This is a genomic window from Oscillibacter ruminantium GH1, assembly GCF_000307265.1.
GTDB classification, from domain to species: Bacteria; Bacillota; Clostridia; order Oscillospirales; family Oscillospiraceae; genus Oscillibacter; species Oscillibacter ruminantium.
The window spans coordinates 22,685-37,442 of sequence record NZ_DF158896.1 but is presented as its reverse complement, the minus strand read 5'-3'; the positions used below and the strand labels follow the sequence as shown (position 1 = coordinate 37,442).

The following is a 14,758-nucleotide window of genomic DNA, read 5'->3' as shown; positions in this document are numbered from 1 at the left end:
CCGCCTCATTTTCAAGCAAGACTTGAAAATGAGGCGGCACGTTATGTTAAACGGGGTTGGCCCGCAGATATTCCAGCCACTTTTTGCATCCGGCAGCATTCAAATGAACCCCATCCGTGGTAAGATTCTTGGGCAACACTCCGTTTTCATCTGCCACGGCGGAAGCTACATCCAGAAAAATGCAGTCCTCTTCGCCCGCCACCTCCTCCAGCAGCTGGTTGAACAAAATGATGCGGGTGTTGTTCACATAGCTGTGCTTCTGGTCCTGCTCTGCGCTGACGGGAGGCAGGGACTGGATGACCAGTTTTGCCTCCGGATGGTCGGCACGGATACGGTGGATGACTTTGGCATACTGATTGGTAAAAGCCTCCGTGCGGTACCAGCCCAGCTCGTTGATCCCAAGCATGATGTAAATCTTTCCGTAGGTCCCGCCGGAAAGAGCGTCCAGAATCGTCTCCTTTCCGTTGGGTCCGTCCTGTGTGGCTTTTTCCATCACCGTCTGTACGGTGGCGCCCACCGCGTAAAAATAGGTCCCCTCTTTCAGACCGCTGTAAAGATGAAAACCCTCTGTTCGGGAATCCCCCACAAAGGCCGCGTCTGAAAAATCAGTTTCCTGAACAGGAACGGCCTTTGGCTCCGGTTTAACCGGTTCCACTATCTCGGGAGTATCCTCCTCAGGCGGCAAATCCAGCGGCACGGCAACGTTATCCTCCCAATCGTCCGGCAGTGCCTCCGGCTCAGAACAGACCTGAGCCGCCGCCGCGACAACGGACGCCATGGGAGCATCCAGAGTGGGTGTCAACAGAGTTGTGACCGTGAGCCCCAGTACCAAACACAGCGCCAGCAGGATACCGCCCCCCGCCCTTCTTCTTTTCCTTCTTTCTCGCTTTCCCGCCATATCATTCTCTCCTTTGCGTGGTCGTATCTTTTATTTTATAATAATAAGACGTGGAAAAGAAGGAAAAAGTGAAGACAAATTGGTTAAAAATAATGACAAATAAAATGGAAAAAGTTACATCAATTGGTGGTCTTAACCACCCTCCCCTTTTTTGCTCTTGCAGTACGTGCGGCGACGGTTCCCGCCCCGCCGTAAAACGCCGTTTTTATTTCGTAGAATTTTTCGAATACGAACGGAGGGACTTGCAACTTTCTAAAAAATGTGCCATAATACTATCCTAATGTTTATATTGCAAAGCATCTGTCGTGGATTTTTTAAAGTTGCCGCCGTCGCAGCCATTTTGGGACATATTGGGACGGTTATAACGACGCTTCTTTCCGATGCGGCACTTTCCCGCCGCGCAAGTCAACTAAATATGGAGCGGTATCGAAGTGGTCATAACGGGACTGACTCGAAATCCACTCGGTCAGTTGCCTTGAAAATGCAGGAAACCCTTGAGTTTATGCGGTTTTGCGGGATTTCAAAAAATTAGCTTTTTAGCGATTTCTACGGTTTTTCTACACTTTGCCTTGACTTCTACGCGGGGCTTGGTGTATTAAAATAAATATGGAGGCGTATCGAAGTGGTCATAACGAGCCTGACTCGAAATCAGGTTGTCCTCACGGGCACGTGAGTTCGAATCTCACCGCCTCCGCCAGGGGCCTGTTTGCGGTCAATGTCCGCAACAGGCCCTCCATTTTTTTGCCTTTTCTACGCTCTCTTTTGAGGGCGTTTTTTTGTTTGTGTAGAAAACGGATATGCCTGAGCCCTTGCCCTATAAGGCTTTTCCGTATTCCCATAAGGCAGTCCGTAGAAAATTAGTTGATTGCTGCAAGTCCAGTAGGTTCTGCCACTCGGTTTCTTTCAAACATCCCATCCATAACCAATCCGGATTCGATCTGTGCGTGGAAGTCCAGGTGAGAATAAATGTCTGCTGTGGTCGAAAAGGTGCTATGCCCCAGCCATATCTGGATTTGTTTCATTGATATCCCATTTGCAAGCAGTAAGCTGGCGCAGGAATGTCTTAAATCGTGGAAACGGATTTTTTTGAGGTCGGTTTTTTCAAGCACCCAGCTAAAGTGATCCGTTACATAATTAGGGCGCATGAGCTTCCCTGTTTGGTCGAGGCAGATGTAGTCGAGATAATCCCGGCAGTAAGAGCGTTTGAATAGCTTTCTGTACATTTCCTGCTTTTCCTTTTCTGCAAGCAGTAGCTTTTCCACCGATGGCAGCAACGGAAGGGTGCGGAAGCTGGATTTGGTTTTCAGTACATCTTCCCCGACCGTTATGGTTTTGCCATCTACCGTGTCCTCAATCACCTTGTGCTTGATGGAGATGGTTTTTTGTTCGAGGTTGATCGCATCCCACTTTAATCCGAGAACTTCGCTTCGGCGTAAACCATAGTAAGCTGCCAGCTTCACACAAATCTCCAAGGGATCATCTGATATCGCATCAAACAGTGCCATCATTTCCTCTGCGGAATAAAACTGAGCCTGATATATATTCTTTTTTGGTCTGTCTACCCGGTCAGCAGGGTTACTGTCGATGATCTCCTTTTTCACCGCATTCTGTAGTGCTCTGCGGAGGACTGCGTGATAATGGATAACCGTGTTCGGTGTGTGGCCCTCATCAAAAATTGATTGATGGAAGTCCTGAATATGCTGTGGGGTAACCTCCCCCAAGGTGATGTCCAGCTCGATAAAGTACCGATTGATTCGACCATCCAGCATGGTTTGATAGCCTTTAAATGTTGTTTTGGCTATCGTCGGCTTTGCTTGAATCAGCCATTTTTGAAGGTAGTCGGTAAACAATACATCCGCTTGAGGATTTCGTTTGCCCTCGATCAGTTCTTTGGCTCGTTCCTCGGCTTCGCGACGCTCCTTTTCTTCCTGCTCCTGTTCATACTCCAACCGGATTTGGTCAAAGGCTTTCTTAGCTTTCCTGTCGCTGGTTCCCGCTACCGGCAGTCCGGTGGGAATCCACTTGGTTTTTCTTTTTCCGTCTACTTTGATATAAAGGACGGCGTAATAAGTATTGTTCTTTTGCTGTAGGCAGCCTGTTATCATTGTTATCCTCCTTTGAAATAACAGCGTATTTGCCTACCATTGACAACATCACAATACCACAGAAGGCATAGGATAGCTACTGTTTTACGCGGAAGCAATCCAACGGATTTTTCTACGGTTTTGGGTCAATAATAAGCAAAAAACCATATCAACCAATCTTGATATGGCACATTTCTTCACTCAGCAAATATTCAATGACGCATGCTTTGGGAATCTTATAGGTTCGTCCAATGCGAACACTATGTATCTCTTTTTCCGAAAGCAATTTATAAGCCAGTTTCCGGCTGATGCCGCCGAGCATTTCTCGTAATTGATTTACCTCGACTACGTCGGGGTATTTTTCAAACATGATTGTTTTGTTGTTCATAAAAATTCCCCCTCATAATAAAAGCGCCGGACTTAGTCCGACGCTGATAGAAAGTGCTTGGTTGATTTCTTCCATAGCCTGTTCATCCAACCTGCCGATCCAGCCCCGAAGCCGTGTCCGATCAATGGTGCGTATCTGCTCCAGAAGTGCAAAGGACTCTCTGGACAATCTGCCCGCTCCAGTAATAGTTGCATGGGTGGGCAGAGGTTTTTTGGGTCTGCCGGTGATGGCACAGACGATGGTGGTGGGACTGTGGCGGTTGCCTATGTCATTTTGCAATATAAGTACGGGACGGATGCCCCCTTGCTCACAGCCCACAACAGGGCTTAAATCGGCGTAGTAAATATCGCCGCGGCTGATTCCTTGTTTTATCATGTTCAAATTTTGCACCTCCTTGGTTTGAGTTTCCTCTGCTTTTCTTAATGGCACAAATATAGGGATCGCTCTACTGTGAGCTTTTCCGCTGGCAGAGCGATCCCCATCGCTTCTGACATTAAGTCTTTTTTCTGTAATAACGGTGCTTAATTCGACACTACTCCCCAAGCACTCTGTACAGAGCATATGGTGCTTTGCACAATAAAGGCGACGGCCTGAACTGCGGCTGGCTTCACCGCATCATGGGAATCTCACCCCCGCCAGGATCTCTGCCGGCTGCCCTCATTGCGTGATCCCCCGGTCAGGGGGGCTGTGACTGGACAGAAGTATCAATATAGGCTGACGGAGTCATTGCGAGACAGGCTGCCACAGCCTGTTTTCCGGTCGGATGGGTACCGCTCTGCACCTTATTTGGCCGTCTTTGATAGGAGCAGAAAGAAACGAGCGAACAAAAAAATAAGTGATTTCACTTTTCTTGCTGCCTGCCTACAGGTGGTCTTGGCGCATCCTCCGGGGTCGCTTTTCCCTTTCAGGGTCCGTCAGCTAATGTATTCAGGTCATCGGATATGAAATTTTCAAAGTACGATTGAGGGAATGGGAAAAACCCCCTCACTACTAATCCGGTTTCGTGAGGGGGTCTACAAAAAATATTTTTACTTTTCCATCATTTTTTTTAGCTTCAGCCGAATCTGACGGTCCCGATAGCTGATGGTCTGCTGCTTGATTCCGGTTTCTCTCTCCAGCTCCATCTGCGTTTTTCCTTGATAATACAGGGAAAAAATCAGATTCTGTTCCTCTTTGGAAAGTTGTGCTATGCATTGACGAAGCCGCTGTGACATGAGCTTGTCCACTACCATACAAATGCCTGTTTATATGTAGGTTTTGTATGCCTAAAATTAACAATAAAAAAACCTTTGAGAAAGGAGATTTTATGAATAACAATGAAACAACAAGTAAAGAAAACCTATTTGATGTTTTAAATCTGTTAGAAGATTTAAATATAAAATATTGGATTGATGGTGGTTGGGGTGTTGATATCCTGACCGGAAAGCAAAATAGGGATCATAGAGATATAGACGTTGATTTCGATGGGGAATCTGAGGAAACCTTATTGGCTGAACTAAAAGATAAGGGATATAAAATCACGACTGATTGGAGTCCTGCACGCATTGAGCTGCATCACCCGGAACTTGGCTATATAGATATACACCCTTTAATAATAGATGAAGATGGAAGTGCCAGGCAGGCTGATCTGCAAGGCGGCTGGTATCATTTTGAAGCAAAATGGTTTTCTTCTTCAATATTTGAAGGTAGAGTGATTCCATGTATTTCGGCAGAGGCTCAGAAAATTTTTCATAGTGGATATGAATTGAGGGAAGTTGATCATATCGATCTGAAAAATCTTGAAGCGCTGAAGAGAGCAATCTATTTAATCACCGGGGTTATGGCGTCCGGAAAATCTACAGTCGCTCAATTACTTGCCTTAAAAATGGAAAAAGGAGTGCATCTGCGGGGCGATATATTTCGTAAAATGATTGTTGCCGGACGGGCTGACATGTCCGTACAGCCCTCCGAAGAAGCTATCCGACAACTGCATCTGCGTTACCGCTTGGCAGCTGAAACGGCAAAAACCTATTATGACAGCGGTTTTTCCGTTGTTTTGCAGGACAACTACTATGGTGAGGAACTGCTCCGCATGTTGAAGATGTTAGAGAATTACCCTGTTCATGTAATCGTATTGTGTCCAGATGTGGAGACTGTAAAAAAGCGTGAAAAGATGCGAGGAAAAACTGGCTATACCGGTTTTTCACTAGAAGCTCTGCATGCGGATTTCATGAGAAAAACCCCAAGAATCGGATTCTGGCTGGACAACTCAGAGCTGACGCCGGAACAATCCGCTCGGGATATTCTATTGCACTTCGGTGAATAACGGTGAATAAGTCACATTAGATTGAACACTATTGATAATTTTAATGTCCGAAAGGGAGTAACATAAATGAATAATATACTGATTGTTTATTATTCACTTTTTCATAATACGGCGAATTTAGCATTGGAAATAGCAGTACAGACAGGTGGAACATTAAGAGAATTGATTCCCGATACGAATTATTCCTTTGAATATAATACTGCTGCTAAAGAATTAAGGGATCAGATTTCTCGAGGCTTTTGTCCAAAATTAATATCTGGAAATGAACCAATAGACGGTTATGAAACAGTATTTATAGGATCACCCAACTGGTTCAAAACTTTAGCTCCGCCAGTTATGAGTTTCCTTAGACTGAATGATTTTACGGGTAAAACAATAATACCCTTTTGCACACACGGTGGTGGAGGATTCGGCCAAATTGCAAATGATATAGCAAAAGAGTGCCCGAAGTCAATAATACTACCCGGCATTGCTGTAAATGGCACTGTCATATCGGAAGAGGTCATGAATTGGCTTAAGATGATAGAATATGAATTATAAAATCCCATTTTAAGGAGGTATCTTATATGCAATATGGTCCCGACCCTAACGCCTTTTATCCAAATGAAACAATAAAAAGCGTATGCTATATCAAGAATGTTATAACTCGCTCCAATATCATCGTCGGCGATTACACGTATTACGACGACATTAACGGAGCGGGGCGGTTTGAAGAGCACGTTACGCATCATTATGAGTTTTTAGGCGACAAACTCATAATCGGAAAATTCTGCGCCATTGCCAAAGGTATCGAGTTTGTAATGAACGGTGCCAATCACAGGATGTGCAGTGTCACCACCTACCCATTTAACATCATGGGCCACGGTTGGGAAAAGGTGACACCGACGCTGGAAGAACTACCGTTCAAAGGCGATACCGTTGTCGGAAATGATGTGTGGATTGGGCAGAATGTCACGATTATGCCCGGAGTGCATATTGGGGATGGGGCGATCATTGCAGCTAATTCCGTTGTAACAAAGGACATACCACCTTATTATATCGCCGGAGGCAATCCAATCAGAATCATTCGGAAGCGGTTTGATGACAACCTCATCCGCTATCTGCTGAAGCTGAAATGGTGGGATTGGTCTGCTCAAAAGGTTTTCGAGAATCTTGAAATCCTATGCAGTGATGATCTGACAAAAATAAAGGAAATCAAGTAACCTATTATGATAACGCAATAAATCACACTTTTTAGGAGACAATTTAATCATGGATATAAAGAAGATTACGGCTAACGGCAATGAAATAGCTATTGTAAACAGCGATGAGGTTTGTATTTCAGATGTGCAGTCCGCACTGGATTTCATGATGTCTGTAAATTATGAAACAGGAAGCCATTCCATTATATTGAACAAAGATGCGGTGACCCCGGACTTTTTTGTTTTGAGTACGAAGATTGCCGGTGAGATTTTACAAAAGTTTATCAATTACCAATTTAAGTTTGCGATTGTTGGCGACTTTTCCGGCTATACAAGCAAGCCGCTGAAAGATTTTATATATGAAAGCAATAAAGGAAGAGATATCTTCTTTGTGTCTTCCGAAGAAGATGCTATTGAGAAATTGAGCAGAACATAATCCGTTTCATATCTTGAGATTGCAGTTAAAATATAGTATAATAATTCAAAGTAAAAGCGGGGTAGAAATATGTATTTGATATTCATGTAATTTAGTTTTTAAGCACTGCCCTTTTTAGGGTTTATTTGTTGTGCTTAAAGACATATTTACATGAGTATATCCTCGCTTTTGAAGATCTCCTTGTAAAATTATGCCTTTCTGCACGAACAACGCTTAGGCAGTTGTTCGTTTTTAATTTATATAAGGAGATTTCTATAATGAACAGAATAAAAAATTGGAAGAAACAATTTGTTGTAATATACACAGGACAGGCTTTTTCAATCTTGGGTTCTGCCGCAGTGCAGTTCGCTGTTATCTGGTGGCTGACCATCCAGACTGAATCCGCAATCACCTTGACGATTGCATCCTTAGTTGCCTTTCTCCCCAATATGTTAATCGGACCCTTTGCCGGTGTATGGATCGACCGATACAACCGCCGAACAGTAATGATTTTAGCTGACGGTCTGGTAGCTGTATCCAGCATCATCCTTGGTGCAGCATTTTTACTTGTGGAAACACCCCCTATTTGGTTTATCTACATTGTTTTATTTTTGCGTGGATTGGGGAATACCTTTCACGGTCCAGCTATGCAAGCGGCGATACCCATGTTTGTGCCAGCAGATATGTTGACCAAAGCAGGGGGCTGGGGAAATATGATCCAATCAATATCCAACATGATGGGGCCTGTGTTGGGTGCTGCGCTTATGTCATTTCTACCTATTTCCTCCATTATGATTGTGGATATACTGGGAGCCGCTTTTGCGATAGTTTGCCTCCTATTTGTTATAATTCCGGACATTCCGCAAACCAATGAGAAGATGAGTGTATTGTCTGACATGAAGCAGGGCTTTATCGCAATGAAAGCAAATAAGCCTTTAATGGCTGTGTTTTTCCCCATGCTGCTGATGACCATACTTTATATGCCCTTAGGTTCTCTGTTCCCTCTGCTGGTACGCAGCCACTTTATGGGCGAAGCATGGCACAATAGCATTGTGGAATTTGTCTTTGCAACCGGATTGCTTCTTTCATCTTTGGTTATTGGTGTATGGGGCGGCATGAAAAGGAGGTTTTTCATGGCATCCTTAGCTATTGGCTTAATGGGTCTGGCTACACTGATTAGCGGAGCGTTACCGACAAGCGGTTTTTGGATTTTTGCTATATGCTGCTTCTTCTTGGGTGCCTCTGGCACATTTATGAATGTTCCTGTTATGGCCTATGTTCAAGAAAGCATTGCACCTGAAATGATGGGCAAGGTGTTTTCCCTTTTGATGACAGCCATGACTCTTTCTATGCCGATAGGCTTACTTGTTGCGGGTCCGGTTGTTGAGGTTATAGGTGTAAACACATGGTTTTTCTGGTCAGGCGTCGTGCTGATGGCAGACGCTATTCTCTGCCGCCTTCTGACACGGCGCTATGACAAAGAAACTATGAGACCACAAGCGGATTGAAAAGAGGACGTAGTTGACGATAATTTATAGTGATGGGCTTCTTGGAGTGCAAAACAAAGTGCTCAAAGTTGCTGGGTTCACAGCATTTAACAGTATTAATCTCAGGTTATAATAATCTTTCTATTATAGTAAAGGAGAATATCTATGACACCTAATAGCGAAAATAAACGAGTATGGTTTATTACCGGAGCAAGCAAGGGGCTTGGCTATGCTTTTACATGCGCCGCCTTGAAAGCCGGGGATAAAGTTGTTGCAGTCGCAAGGACGATTGATAATTTGGCGAAACTAAAAGAAACATATCCAGAAACCTTGCTGCCATTAAGCCTCGATGTTACAGATAGGGAGGCTGTTTTTTCTACGGTTGAAACAGCAGTTAAACATTTCGGCAGGCTTGATATTGTTGTTAATAATGCGGGTATCATGACTATGGGTATGATTGAAGAACTAAACGAATCCGATGCTCGGAAACTAATGGACACAAACTTTTTTGGAGCTCTTTGGGTCTGTCAGGCAGTGATGCCCTATTTGAGGTCGCAGCGTTCTGGACATATCATACAGATTACAAGCATTGGCGCTATTATCTCGGGTCCGATGTCTGGTATTTACAGTGCAAGTAAATTTGCGCTGGAAGGAATGAGTGAAGCCTTAGCAAAAGAAGCGGAACATTTCGGAGTGAAACTCACTATGGTGGAACCAGGAGGATACTGGACAGATTTATACACTTCGATGAGTTACAGCAATCCATTAGATTCATACGGTACACTTCGCGATGAGCTGGCGAAACAGTATTCCGAAGATTCGATCGATAGTGATCCTTCCTTGGCAGCGGAAGCCCTTATGAAATTAGTAGCCAGCAATAATCCGCCTTTGCGGCTTATCCTTGGTAGCATGGTTTACGATTTGGCACTGGATACCTTAAAAGCACGGATGGCTACTTGGGAAGAATGGGAAGCTCTTAGCCGTGCATCAGAAAAGGCTATTCCTGCACCGGAGAGATATGGAGTATAATACCAAACAGGGGTTTTGAGGCAAGGACGAAACTATACGGATGGCAGTTATTTGCGTCCGATTTTTACATTCGGCAAGTATTTTGAACAGGATGGAAAGACACTATTACCCCTTTCAGTGCAAGTCCACCATGCAGTTTGTGACGGTTTCCATGCAAGTCGTTTTATAGATGAGTTCCAGGAATTAGCGAATGACGATGGCCTATGGAGGCTGTAGGTAAATGAAGCTAACTATGAAACGAGGAAGTGATCATATGCCATCAAAACAAGATAGTAACAGCTCCATGCCTACAACCGATGAAGAACTGCAAAAGAACATGGTTGGAGAGCTGAAACCGCATAACGCCCCTATCACCCTTGCCGAATATGATCTAAGTTGGCCTGAACTCCCGGCATTGGAAGCAGCCGGCTACACGTTGCGGATTCGGGAGTCTGACTGGTTCGAGCATCGTCTGTTTAAAGGACCCGATACCGACATCAACCTGCATGTGTTCAGTTCGGGTACATCTGAGATTAATAGAATGTTGCGCTTTCGAGATTGGTTACGGTCCAATGAAACCGACCGGGAGAAATATGCGCAAGTCAAGCGAAGCTTGGCAGAAAATAAGTGGCGGCATGTTCAGCACTATGCGAATGCCAAAACATCAATAGTACAGGAAATCATGGAACGAGCGAATGGTAATAACACTTAAGGAGACTAATGAATGATTAATAATTTAGAGATAAAAAAGTTAAGGTTGGAAAATGGAGAAACATTGGCTTATAGAGAGGCCGGGAATGGGGATAACATTTTGATTCTGGTACATGGAAATATGTGCTCGGGACTACATTTGCTTCCCATAGCTGAAAGACTGCCTCCAAATTTTAAAGCCTATATCGTGGATTTGAGAGGATTTGGGGATAGCACTTATAATAATAGAATAGATTCTATAAAAGACCTTTCTGACGACCTATATGCATTTGTGAATTATTTAGGACTAAAGAATTTCACAATGCTAGGGTGGTCTGCTGGAGGAAGTGTGTGCTTGCAATTTGGTGCCGATTATCCAGATATAGTAAAAAAAATCGTACTGATAGAGTCTGTAGGTTACACTGGAAGTCCGCTGTTTAAAAAAGATGCTCAAGGAGAAATACTAATGGGGCAAACTTATGAAGACAGGACAGAAATGGCCAAAGATCCGGAAGTTGCTCCTTGCCTTCGTGCAATTGAAAATAAGGATTTTGACTCTATGAGTATTTTATGGAATAGAGCCATTTATTCAAATCGTAAACCCTTACCCGAAGATAATAAACTGTATATCAATGCAACCTTAAAACAGAGGAACTTGGTAGATATTTATTGGGCGTTGGCCTTATTTAACATGTCAAATAAACATAATGGATATTCAGCGGGTGATTGCAGAATAAATGAAATAGAGGCTCCGGTACTGAGCTTTTGGAGTGAAAAGGATATAATAATACCAGAAGCTACAGTAAGAGAAACTGTTGAAGCTTTGGGAGACAAAGCTGAGTTGATGATTATTAAAGATAGTGGACACTCTCCTTTAGTTGATTGCCCTGATTTGCTGATGAAAAAGATCAGCAATTTCATAATATAATTCGGCTCAGGCATATATGAAATTGCTAGAGCCTGTACCAAATTATTTATGGGGCTTGGTGTAGAAGTTGAAGTTATAAAGCCTTTGTAAATGCGGGAAAATATACGCAAGATGCAGAATATACAAGAACAATATAAATAAATTACCTATATTCACTCCATCTTGTCCACAATAATTTGTAGTTTACAAATATAGCGTTTCTTGTGTTACACAAGAATATATAAAGCAACACTTTATTCTTTTTCTGTAATAAAATTTGTTAGAGTGAGAGGTTCTGGTGGGTTCACGGTGAACCGCACCTGGGTTCAGCAGAAGAACGGAATACCTCCCTGGCGGGAAATCCGCCCTTTTGCTTTACCATCCCCTGCTATTTTCTTAAAATGAGACGGTTGGAGCTGTTGCTTCCATTCTCCCGGTAGCGCGGCTCCTTTTCGATCAGCTCAGCTCTGACCAGATCATGGATTGCGCGTTTAACGGTACTGCGGGAAAGCTGCAAGTCGGAGGCAATCGTTTTTACCGCAGGCCAGCAGTCCTTACCTTTTCCTGCCCGGTCACAAAGGTATAGATAGACAGCTCTCGCCCGATGGGGAAGCTCATCGGGCGAGGCTGTATAAATGTGGTTGAAGTAGCTCATGGGAACCTCCTTTACGTTTTGAGCACATTGCGGCGGCGCATGGTGTTTTCAGACGGTTCTGCCACCGGGGTATGAAGGGTTCCTCTTCCGGTGGTTGGTTCCAGCATCTCCCCGGTTTCTTCGTCCACCATAAGGCAGGTCGTGTGCTTGCGGACGATGTTTTCCTCCAGCATCTGCTTATCGGCGTAGACCACCTTTCGGTGCGCTTTTTCCTCCACGGTATAGGGCTCTCCGAAACGGATACCCCAATCAAGGAACAGCCGCAGCTTTGTCCTCATGGGATGGGTGCCGGTTTTCATCACAACAAAGTTACCCTTGGGAATGGATTTGAGTTCGTCAGGCGTCATGAGGGGACGCTCCATCATCTGCAAGGACTGGCTGGGATCATTCTTTCCCCTGCTTACGCTGCCGCTCATGACGGTGCGGCTGCCCAATGCCTTACTCAGCACTTCGGCGGTCTGACTGTTGGGAGCGAAGCCGCCGAAGATGGTGTCCTGGCAGTTGTCCACGATGATTTCCGAACCCTCTTTGCCGTAATTCTTTTCGAGCTGACCGAAGGACTGTATGATCGGTACCATCGCAAGCCGGCGTGAGCGTGAGGCACTGAAAATTAATTCGAGCGATTCAATGGCCGGAAGCGTTCCGAGCTCATCGCAGTAAAACATCACGCGGTTTTTCAGCTTGCCGCCGTTTTCATCCGCAACCGCGAGGATCTCCCGGTAGAGCTGCTGGATCATAAGACTGACCATAAAATACTTGGTCAAATCTTCTTCGGGGAGCACGATAAACAGTGCGGATTTTTCATTACAGAATTTCTCCGCATCAATAGCTGTTTCAAAGCAGAGTATCTGCTCCATTTCGGAGTCGAGAAAAGCATTCAGACGGGACAGCACGGTGGAGAGCACCGATGCCATGGCCTGCTCCGCAGAGTTGAGAGCGGCTCCTGCAAACCAGCGGGCCTTGTGGTCGGACGGGAGCTTATCCATGAGGAGCTGGAACTGACTTTTTCCCTTTACCTTGCTGGGGGCCAGCAAGTCCTGCACTAATTTGAACACACTGATGATATGACGGCAGTCTACCTTTTTCCCATCTATCTCAGTAGGAGGAAGATACTCGGCAATCAGCAGAATCACCGAGGACAGGAGTCCTTCAGCGGCATCATAAAAAAACTGATTTTGTCCGTAATTCTCCCCACTGGCGTTGATGATGGTTTTGGAGATAATCTTGGCGTATTTCTCTGCTTTCGCCTTTGCTACAAGGTTATTTTCGTCGGCAAGGTACGCATCCATGTAGGTGTTCACCAGATGGAGCATATTGTTGCCGTCTGAGCGGGTGGGGTTTCGAAGGTCGATGACCGCCACATGGTAGCCGTAGTGGTCGCGGGCAATGGCGCCGTAGTTGCGGTAAAGATCGCCTTTCGTGTCGGTGGTCAGAAAACTCATGCCGGAGGCACAGGCATACTCCAGATTCGGGTACAGGAAAAATGCCGTCTTGCCCACGCCGGATGCGCCGATCATAAGGCAGTGGATGTCGTCGGTATCCACCAGCGCCGTGACCTTGTTCTTCGCACCTATACTGCCGAGGATGATACCCTGATCTGAAACAGCGGGGCGGGTTTCTCCCTTCCGCCACAGCTCCGGCTGAAAGGGGATGTGCTTATAGATGCTTTTTATTTCCTGCTTGGTGGAAAACCGCGCCGTACCATGCTGTCCGTCACCCACCGTGCGGGACTTGATTCCGTTGAGGGTGTAATAATGGGCCAAAAGAGAAAGACCGCCGATGACGAGAAACATCACGGCGGCCGCAGCGATTAGGGTATAGACTTGAGATGACATGGAAGACTCCTTTCTTTTCGGTCAATTTGGTGGTAAAATGGTTAAACGGTTGTAGCTTGTTGAAGCATATAGAGCAGCAATAAATAAGAATTTGAAGTGTAGTTTTTTTATATGACATTTAAGCAAAGAAGAACTATTCAAAGGAGGTTTAAAATGAGTGTATTTTTTTATGGCTGCATTACTATGGATGGCTATCTTGCTGACAAAAATCATAACCTGGACTGGCTTTACCAAACTGGTGCAATAGAAGAAACCGGTTATGAAAACTTTTATAAAAGCATGGATATTACTATAATGGGCAAAAGAACATTTAATGAAATTAAAAACACAGGGAATATAGGCAGTCTTTATTCGACTACTAAAAATTACGTTTTTACACATGCTGAAAGATTATCAGTCAGCGAATTTATTCCTATAAATTGTGATGTTGTCAAATTTGTAAAACAAATAGAAAATGATAAAAATATTTGGATTATTGGAGGAAACACGATATTAGCCCCACTGTTAGATAATGACATGGTAGATAATATGACAATACAAATTGCCCCTGTGTTATTAGGGAAGGGAATACCGTTGTTTTCACAAAAAGAAGTATTGAGGCGATTTTATTTGAAAGAAGTTAAACAATACGGACAATTTGCAGAATTAATTTATAGTAAAATATAGTTTGTTACAGCTTTTCAAAATCCATTGCCTTTACCATAGTCTGGTCATATGAACTGCGATCTGGTGAGCAAGCCAAATTTTCATAATCAGCATAGCTGCCAAGTGCAACTTTTTCTGTAAGTGTCAGACTTTTTAGGAGCAGTCAATACTCTTGACTGCTCCTTTTTGCTATGCCATCCGCATTTCAAAGCCACTCGACTTTTGCTGTATCGCTTCTATCAAATCGTCATTCCAGTCCT

The 14,758-nt window shown here is 44.4% G+C and carries 15 protein-coding genes, 1 tRNA gene and 1 pseudogene; 11 read left to right on the top strand and 6 right to left on the bottom strand.

The window, feature by feature from the left end; all coding sequences use genetic code 11:
- Positions 1–46 precede the first annotated feature (46 nt).
- Entirely contained in the window at positions 47–898 is an 852-nt protein-coding gene (locus ON16_RS00320) for a GDSL-type esterase/lipase family protein (protein ID WP_040658483.1), read from the bottom strand.
- A gap of 608 nt (positions 899–1,506) precedes the next feature.
- On the opposite strand from ON16_RS00320, the gene ON16_RS00315 reads away from it, so the two are divergent.
- Positions 1,507–1,595, top strand: a tRNA-Ser gene (locus tag ON16_RS00315).
- Positions 1,596–1,755: 160 nt separating this feature from the next.
- Here ON16_RS00315 and ON16_RS00310 read toward each other — a convergent pair.
- The 3 genes from ON16_RS00310 to ON16_RS00300 all read right to left on the bottom strand — a co-directional run bounded on the left by ON16_RS00310 (position 1,756) and on the right by ON16_RS00300 (position 3,751).
- On the bottom strand, positions 1,756–3,003 hold the full coding sequence (locus tag ON16_RS00310; RefSeq protein ID WP_040658479.1) for a tyrosine-type recombinase/integrase: 1,248 nt from the start codon (positions 3,001–3,003) through the stop codon (positions 1,756–1,758).
- 148 nt (positions 3,004–3,151) lie between these two features.
- A complete protein-coding gene (locus tag ON16_RS00305) occupies positions 3,152–3,370 on the bottom strand; it encodes a helix-turn-helix domain-containing protein (RefSeq protein ID WP_040658478.1) in 219 nt (72 codons plus the stop codon).
- Between the two features lie 12 nt (positions 3,371–3,382).
- Positions 3,383–3,751, bottom strand: a complete 369-nt coding sequence (locus ON16_RS00300; protein WP_081579547.1) for a type II toxin-antitoxin system PemK/MazF family toxin — start codon at positions 3,749–3,751, stop codon at positions 3,383–3,385.
- 925 nt (positions 3,752–4,676) lie between these two features.
- On the opposite strand from ON16_RS00300, the gene ON16_RS16305 reads away from it, so the two are divergent.
- From ON16_RS16305 to phaZ, 9 genes and pseudogenes are all read left to right on the top strand, one after another.
- Positions 4,677–5,675 carry a nucleotidyltransferase domain-containing protein gene (locus ON16_RS16305; protein ID WP_081579546.1) on the top strand — a complete coding sequence of 333 codons (999 nt, stop codon included), beginning with the start codon at positions 4,677–4,679 and terminating at the stop codon, positions 5,673–5,675.
- Between the two features lie 66 nt (positions 5,676–5,741).
- Positions 5,742–6,215 (top strand): flavodoxin, encoded by a 474-nt coding sequence (locus tag ON16_RS00280; protein WP_040658473.1) that lies wholly within the window; start codon positions 5,742–5,744, stop codon positions 6,213–6,215.
- A 26-nt stretch (positions 6,216–6,241) separates the two neighbouring features.
- Positions 6,242–6,877: a Vat family streptogramin A O-acetyltransferase gene (locus ON16_RS00275; protein WP_040658469.1), complete on the top strand. Its 636-nt coding sequence runs from the start codon at positions 6,242–6,244 to the stop codon at positions 6,875–6,877.
- A 49-nt stretch (positions 6,878–6,926) separates the two neighbouring features.
- A complete protein-coding gene (locus ON16_RS00270) occupies positions 6,927–7,292 on the top strand; it encodes a DUF4180 domain-containing protein (protein ID WP_040658467.1) in 366 nt (121 codons plus the stop codon).
- Positions 7,293–7,549: 257 nt separating this feature from the next.
- Complete coding sequence (mef(B), locus tag ON16_RS00265; protein WP_040658466.1) at positions 7,550–8,779, top strand: macrolide efflux MFS transporter Mef(B); 1,230 nt, start codon at positions 7,550–7,552, stop codon at positions 8,777–8,779.
- Between the two features lie 144 nt (positions 8,780–8,923).
- Positions 8,924–9,787 (top strand): SDR family oxidoreductase, encoded by an 864-nt coding sequence (locus ON16_RS00260; protein WP_040658465.1) that lies wholly within the window; start codon positions 8,924–8,926, stop codon positions 9,785–9,787.
- A gap of 48 nt (positions 9,788–9,835) precedes the next feature.
- Positions 9,836–10,003: pseudogene (locus tag ON16_RS15245) on the top strand (CatA-like O-acetyltransferase); the annotation flags it as partial.
- 4 nt (positions 10,004–10,007) lie between these two features.
- Entirely contained in the window at positions 10,008–10,478 is a 471-nt protein-coding gene (locus ON16_RS00255; protein ID WP_243441733.1) for a GrpB family protein, read from the top strand.
- A gap of 12 nt (positions 10,479–10,490) precedes the next feature.
- Positions 10,491–11,384 carry an intracellular short-chain-length polyhydroxyalkanoate depolymerase gene (gene phaZ, locus ON16_RS00250; protein WP_040658463.1) on the top strand — a complete coding sequence of 298 codons (894 nt, stop codon included), beginning with the start codon at positions 10,491–10,493 and terminating at the stop codon, positions 11,382–11,384.
- Positions 11,385–11,751: 367 nt separating this feature from the next.
- Here phaZ and ON16_RS00245 read toward each other — a convergent pair whose 3' ends face one another.
- Together ON16_RS00245 and ON16_RS00240 are read right to left on the bottom strand one after the other, a co-directional pair.
- A complete protein-coding gene (locus ON16_RS00245; RefSeq protein WP_040658462.1) occupies positions 11,752–12,018 on the bottom strand; it encodes a helix-turn-helix domain-containing protein in 267 nt (88 codons plus the stop codon).
- An 11-nt stretch (positions 12,019–12,029) separates the two neighbouring features.
- A complete protein-coding gene (locus ON16_RS00240; protein WP_040658461.1) occupies positions 12,030–13,853 on the bottom strand; it encodes a VirD4-like conjugal transfer protein, CD1115 family in 1,824 nt (607 codons plus the stop codon).
- Between the two features lie 153 nt (positions 13,854–14,006).
- Here ON16_RS00240 and ON16_RS00235 point away from each other — a divergent pair, with 153 nt between their 5' ends.
- Positions 14,007–14,519 (top strand): dihydrofolate reductase family protein, encoded by a 513-nt coding sequence (locus ON16_RS00235; RefSeq protein ID WP_040658460.1) that lies wholly within the window; start codon positions 14,007–14,009, stop codon positions 14,517–14,519.
- Positions 14,520–14,758 lie beyond the last annotated feature (239 nt).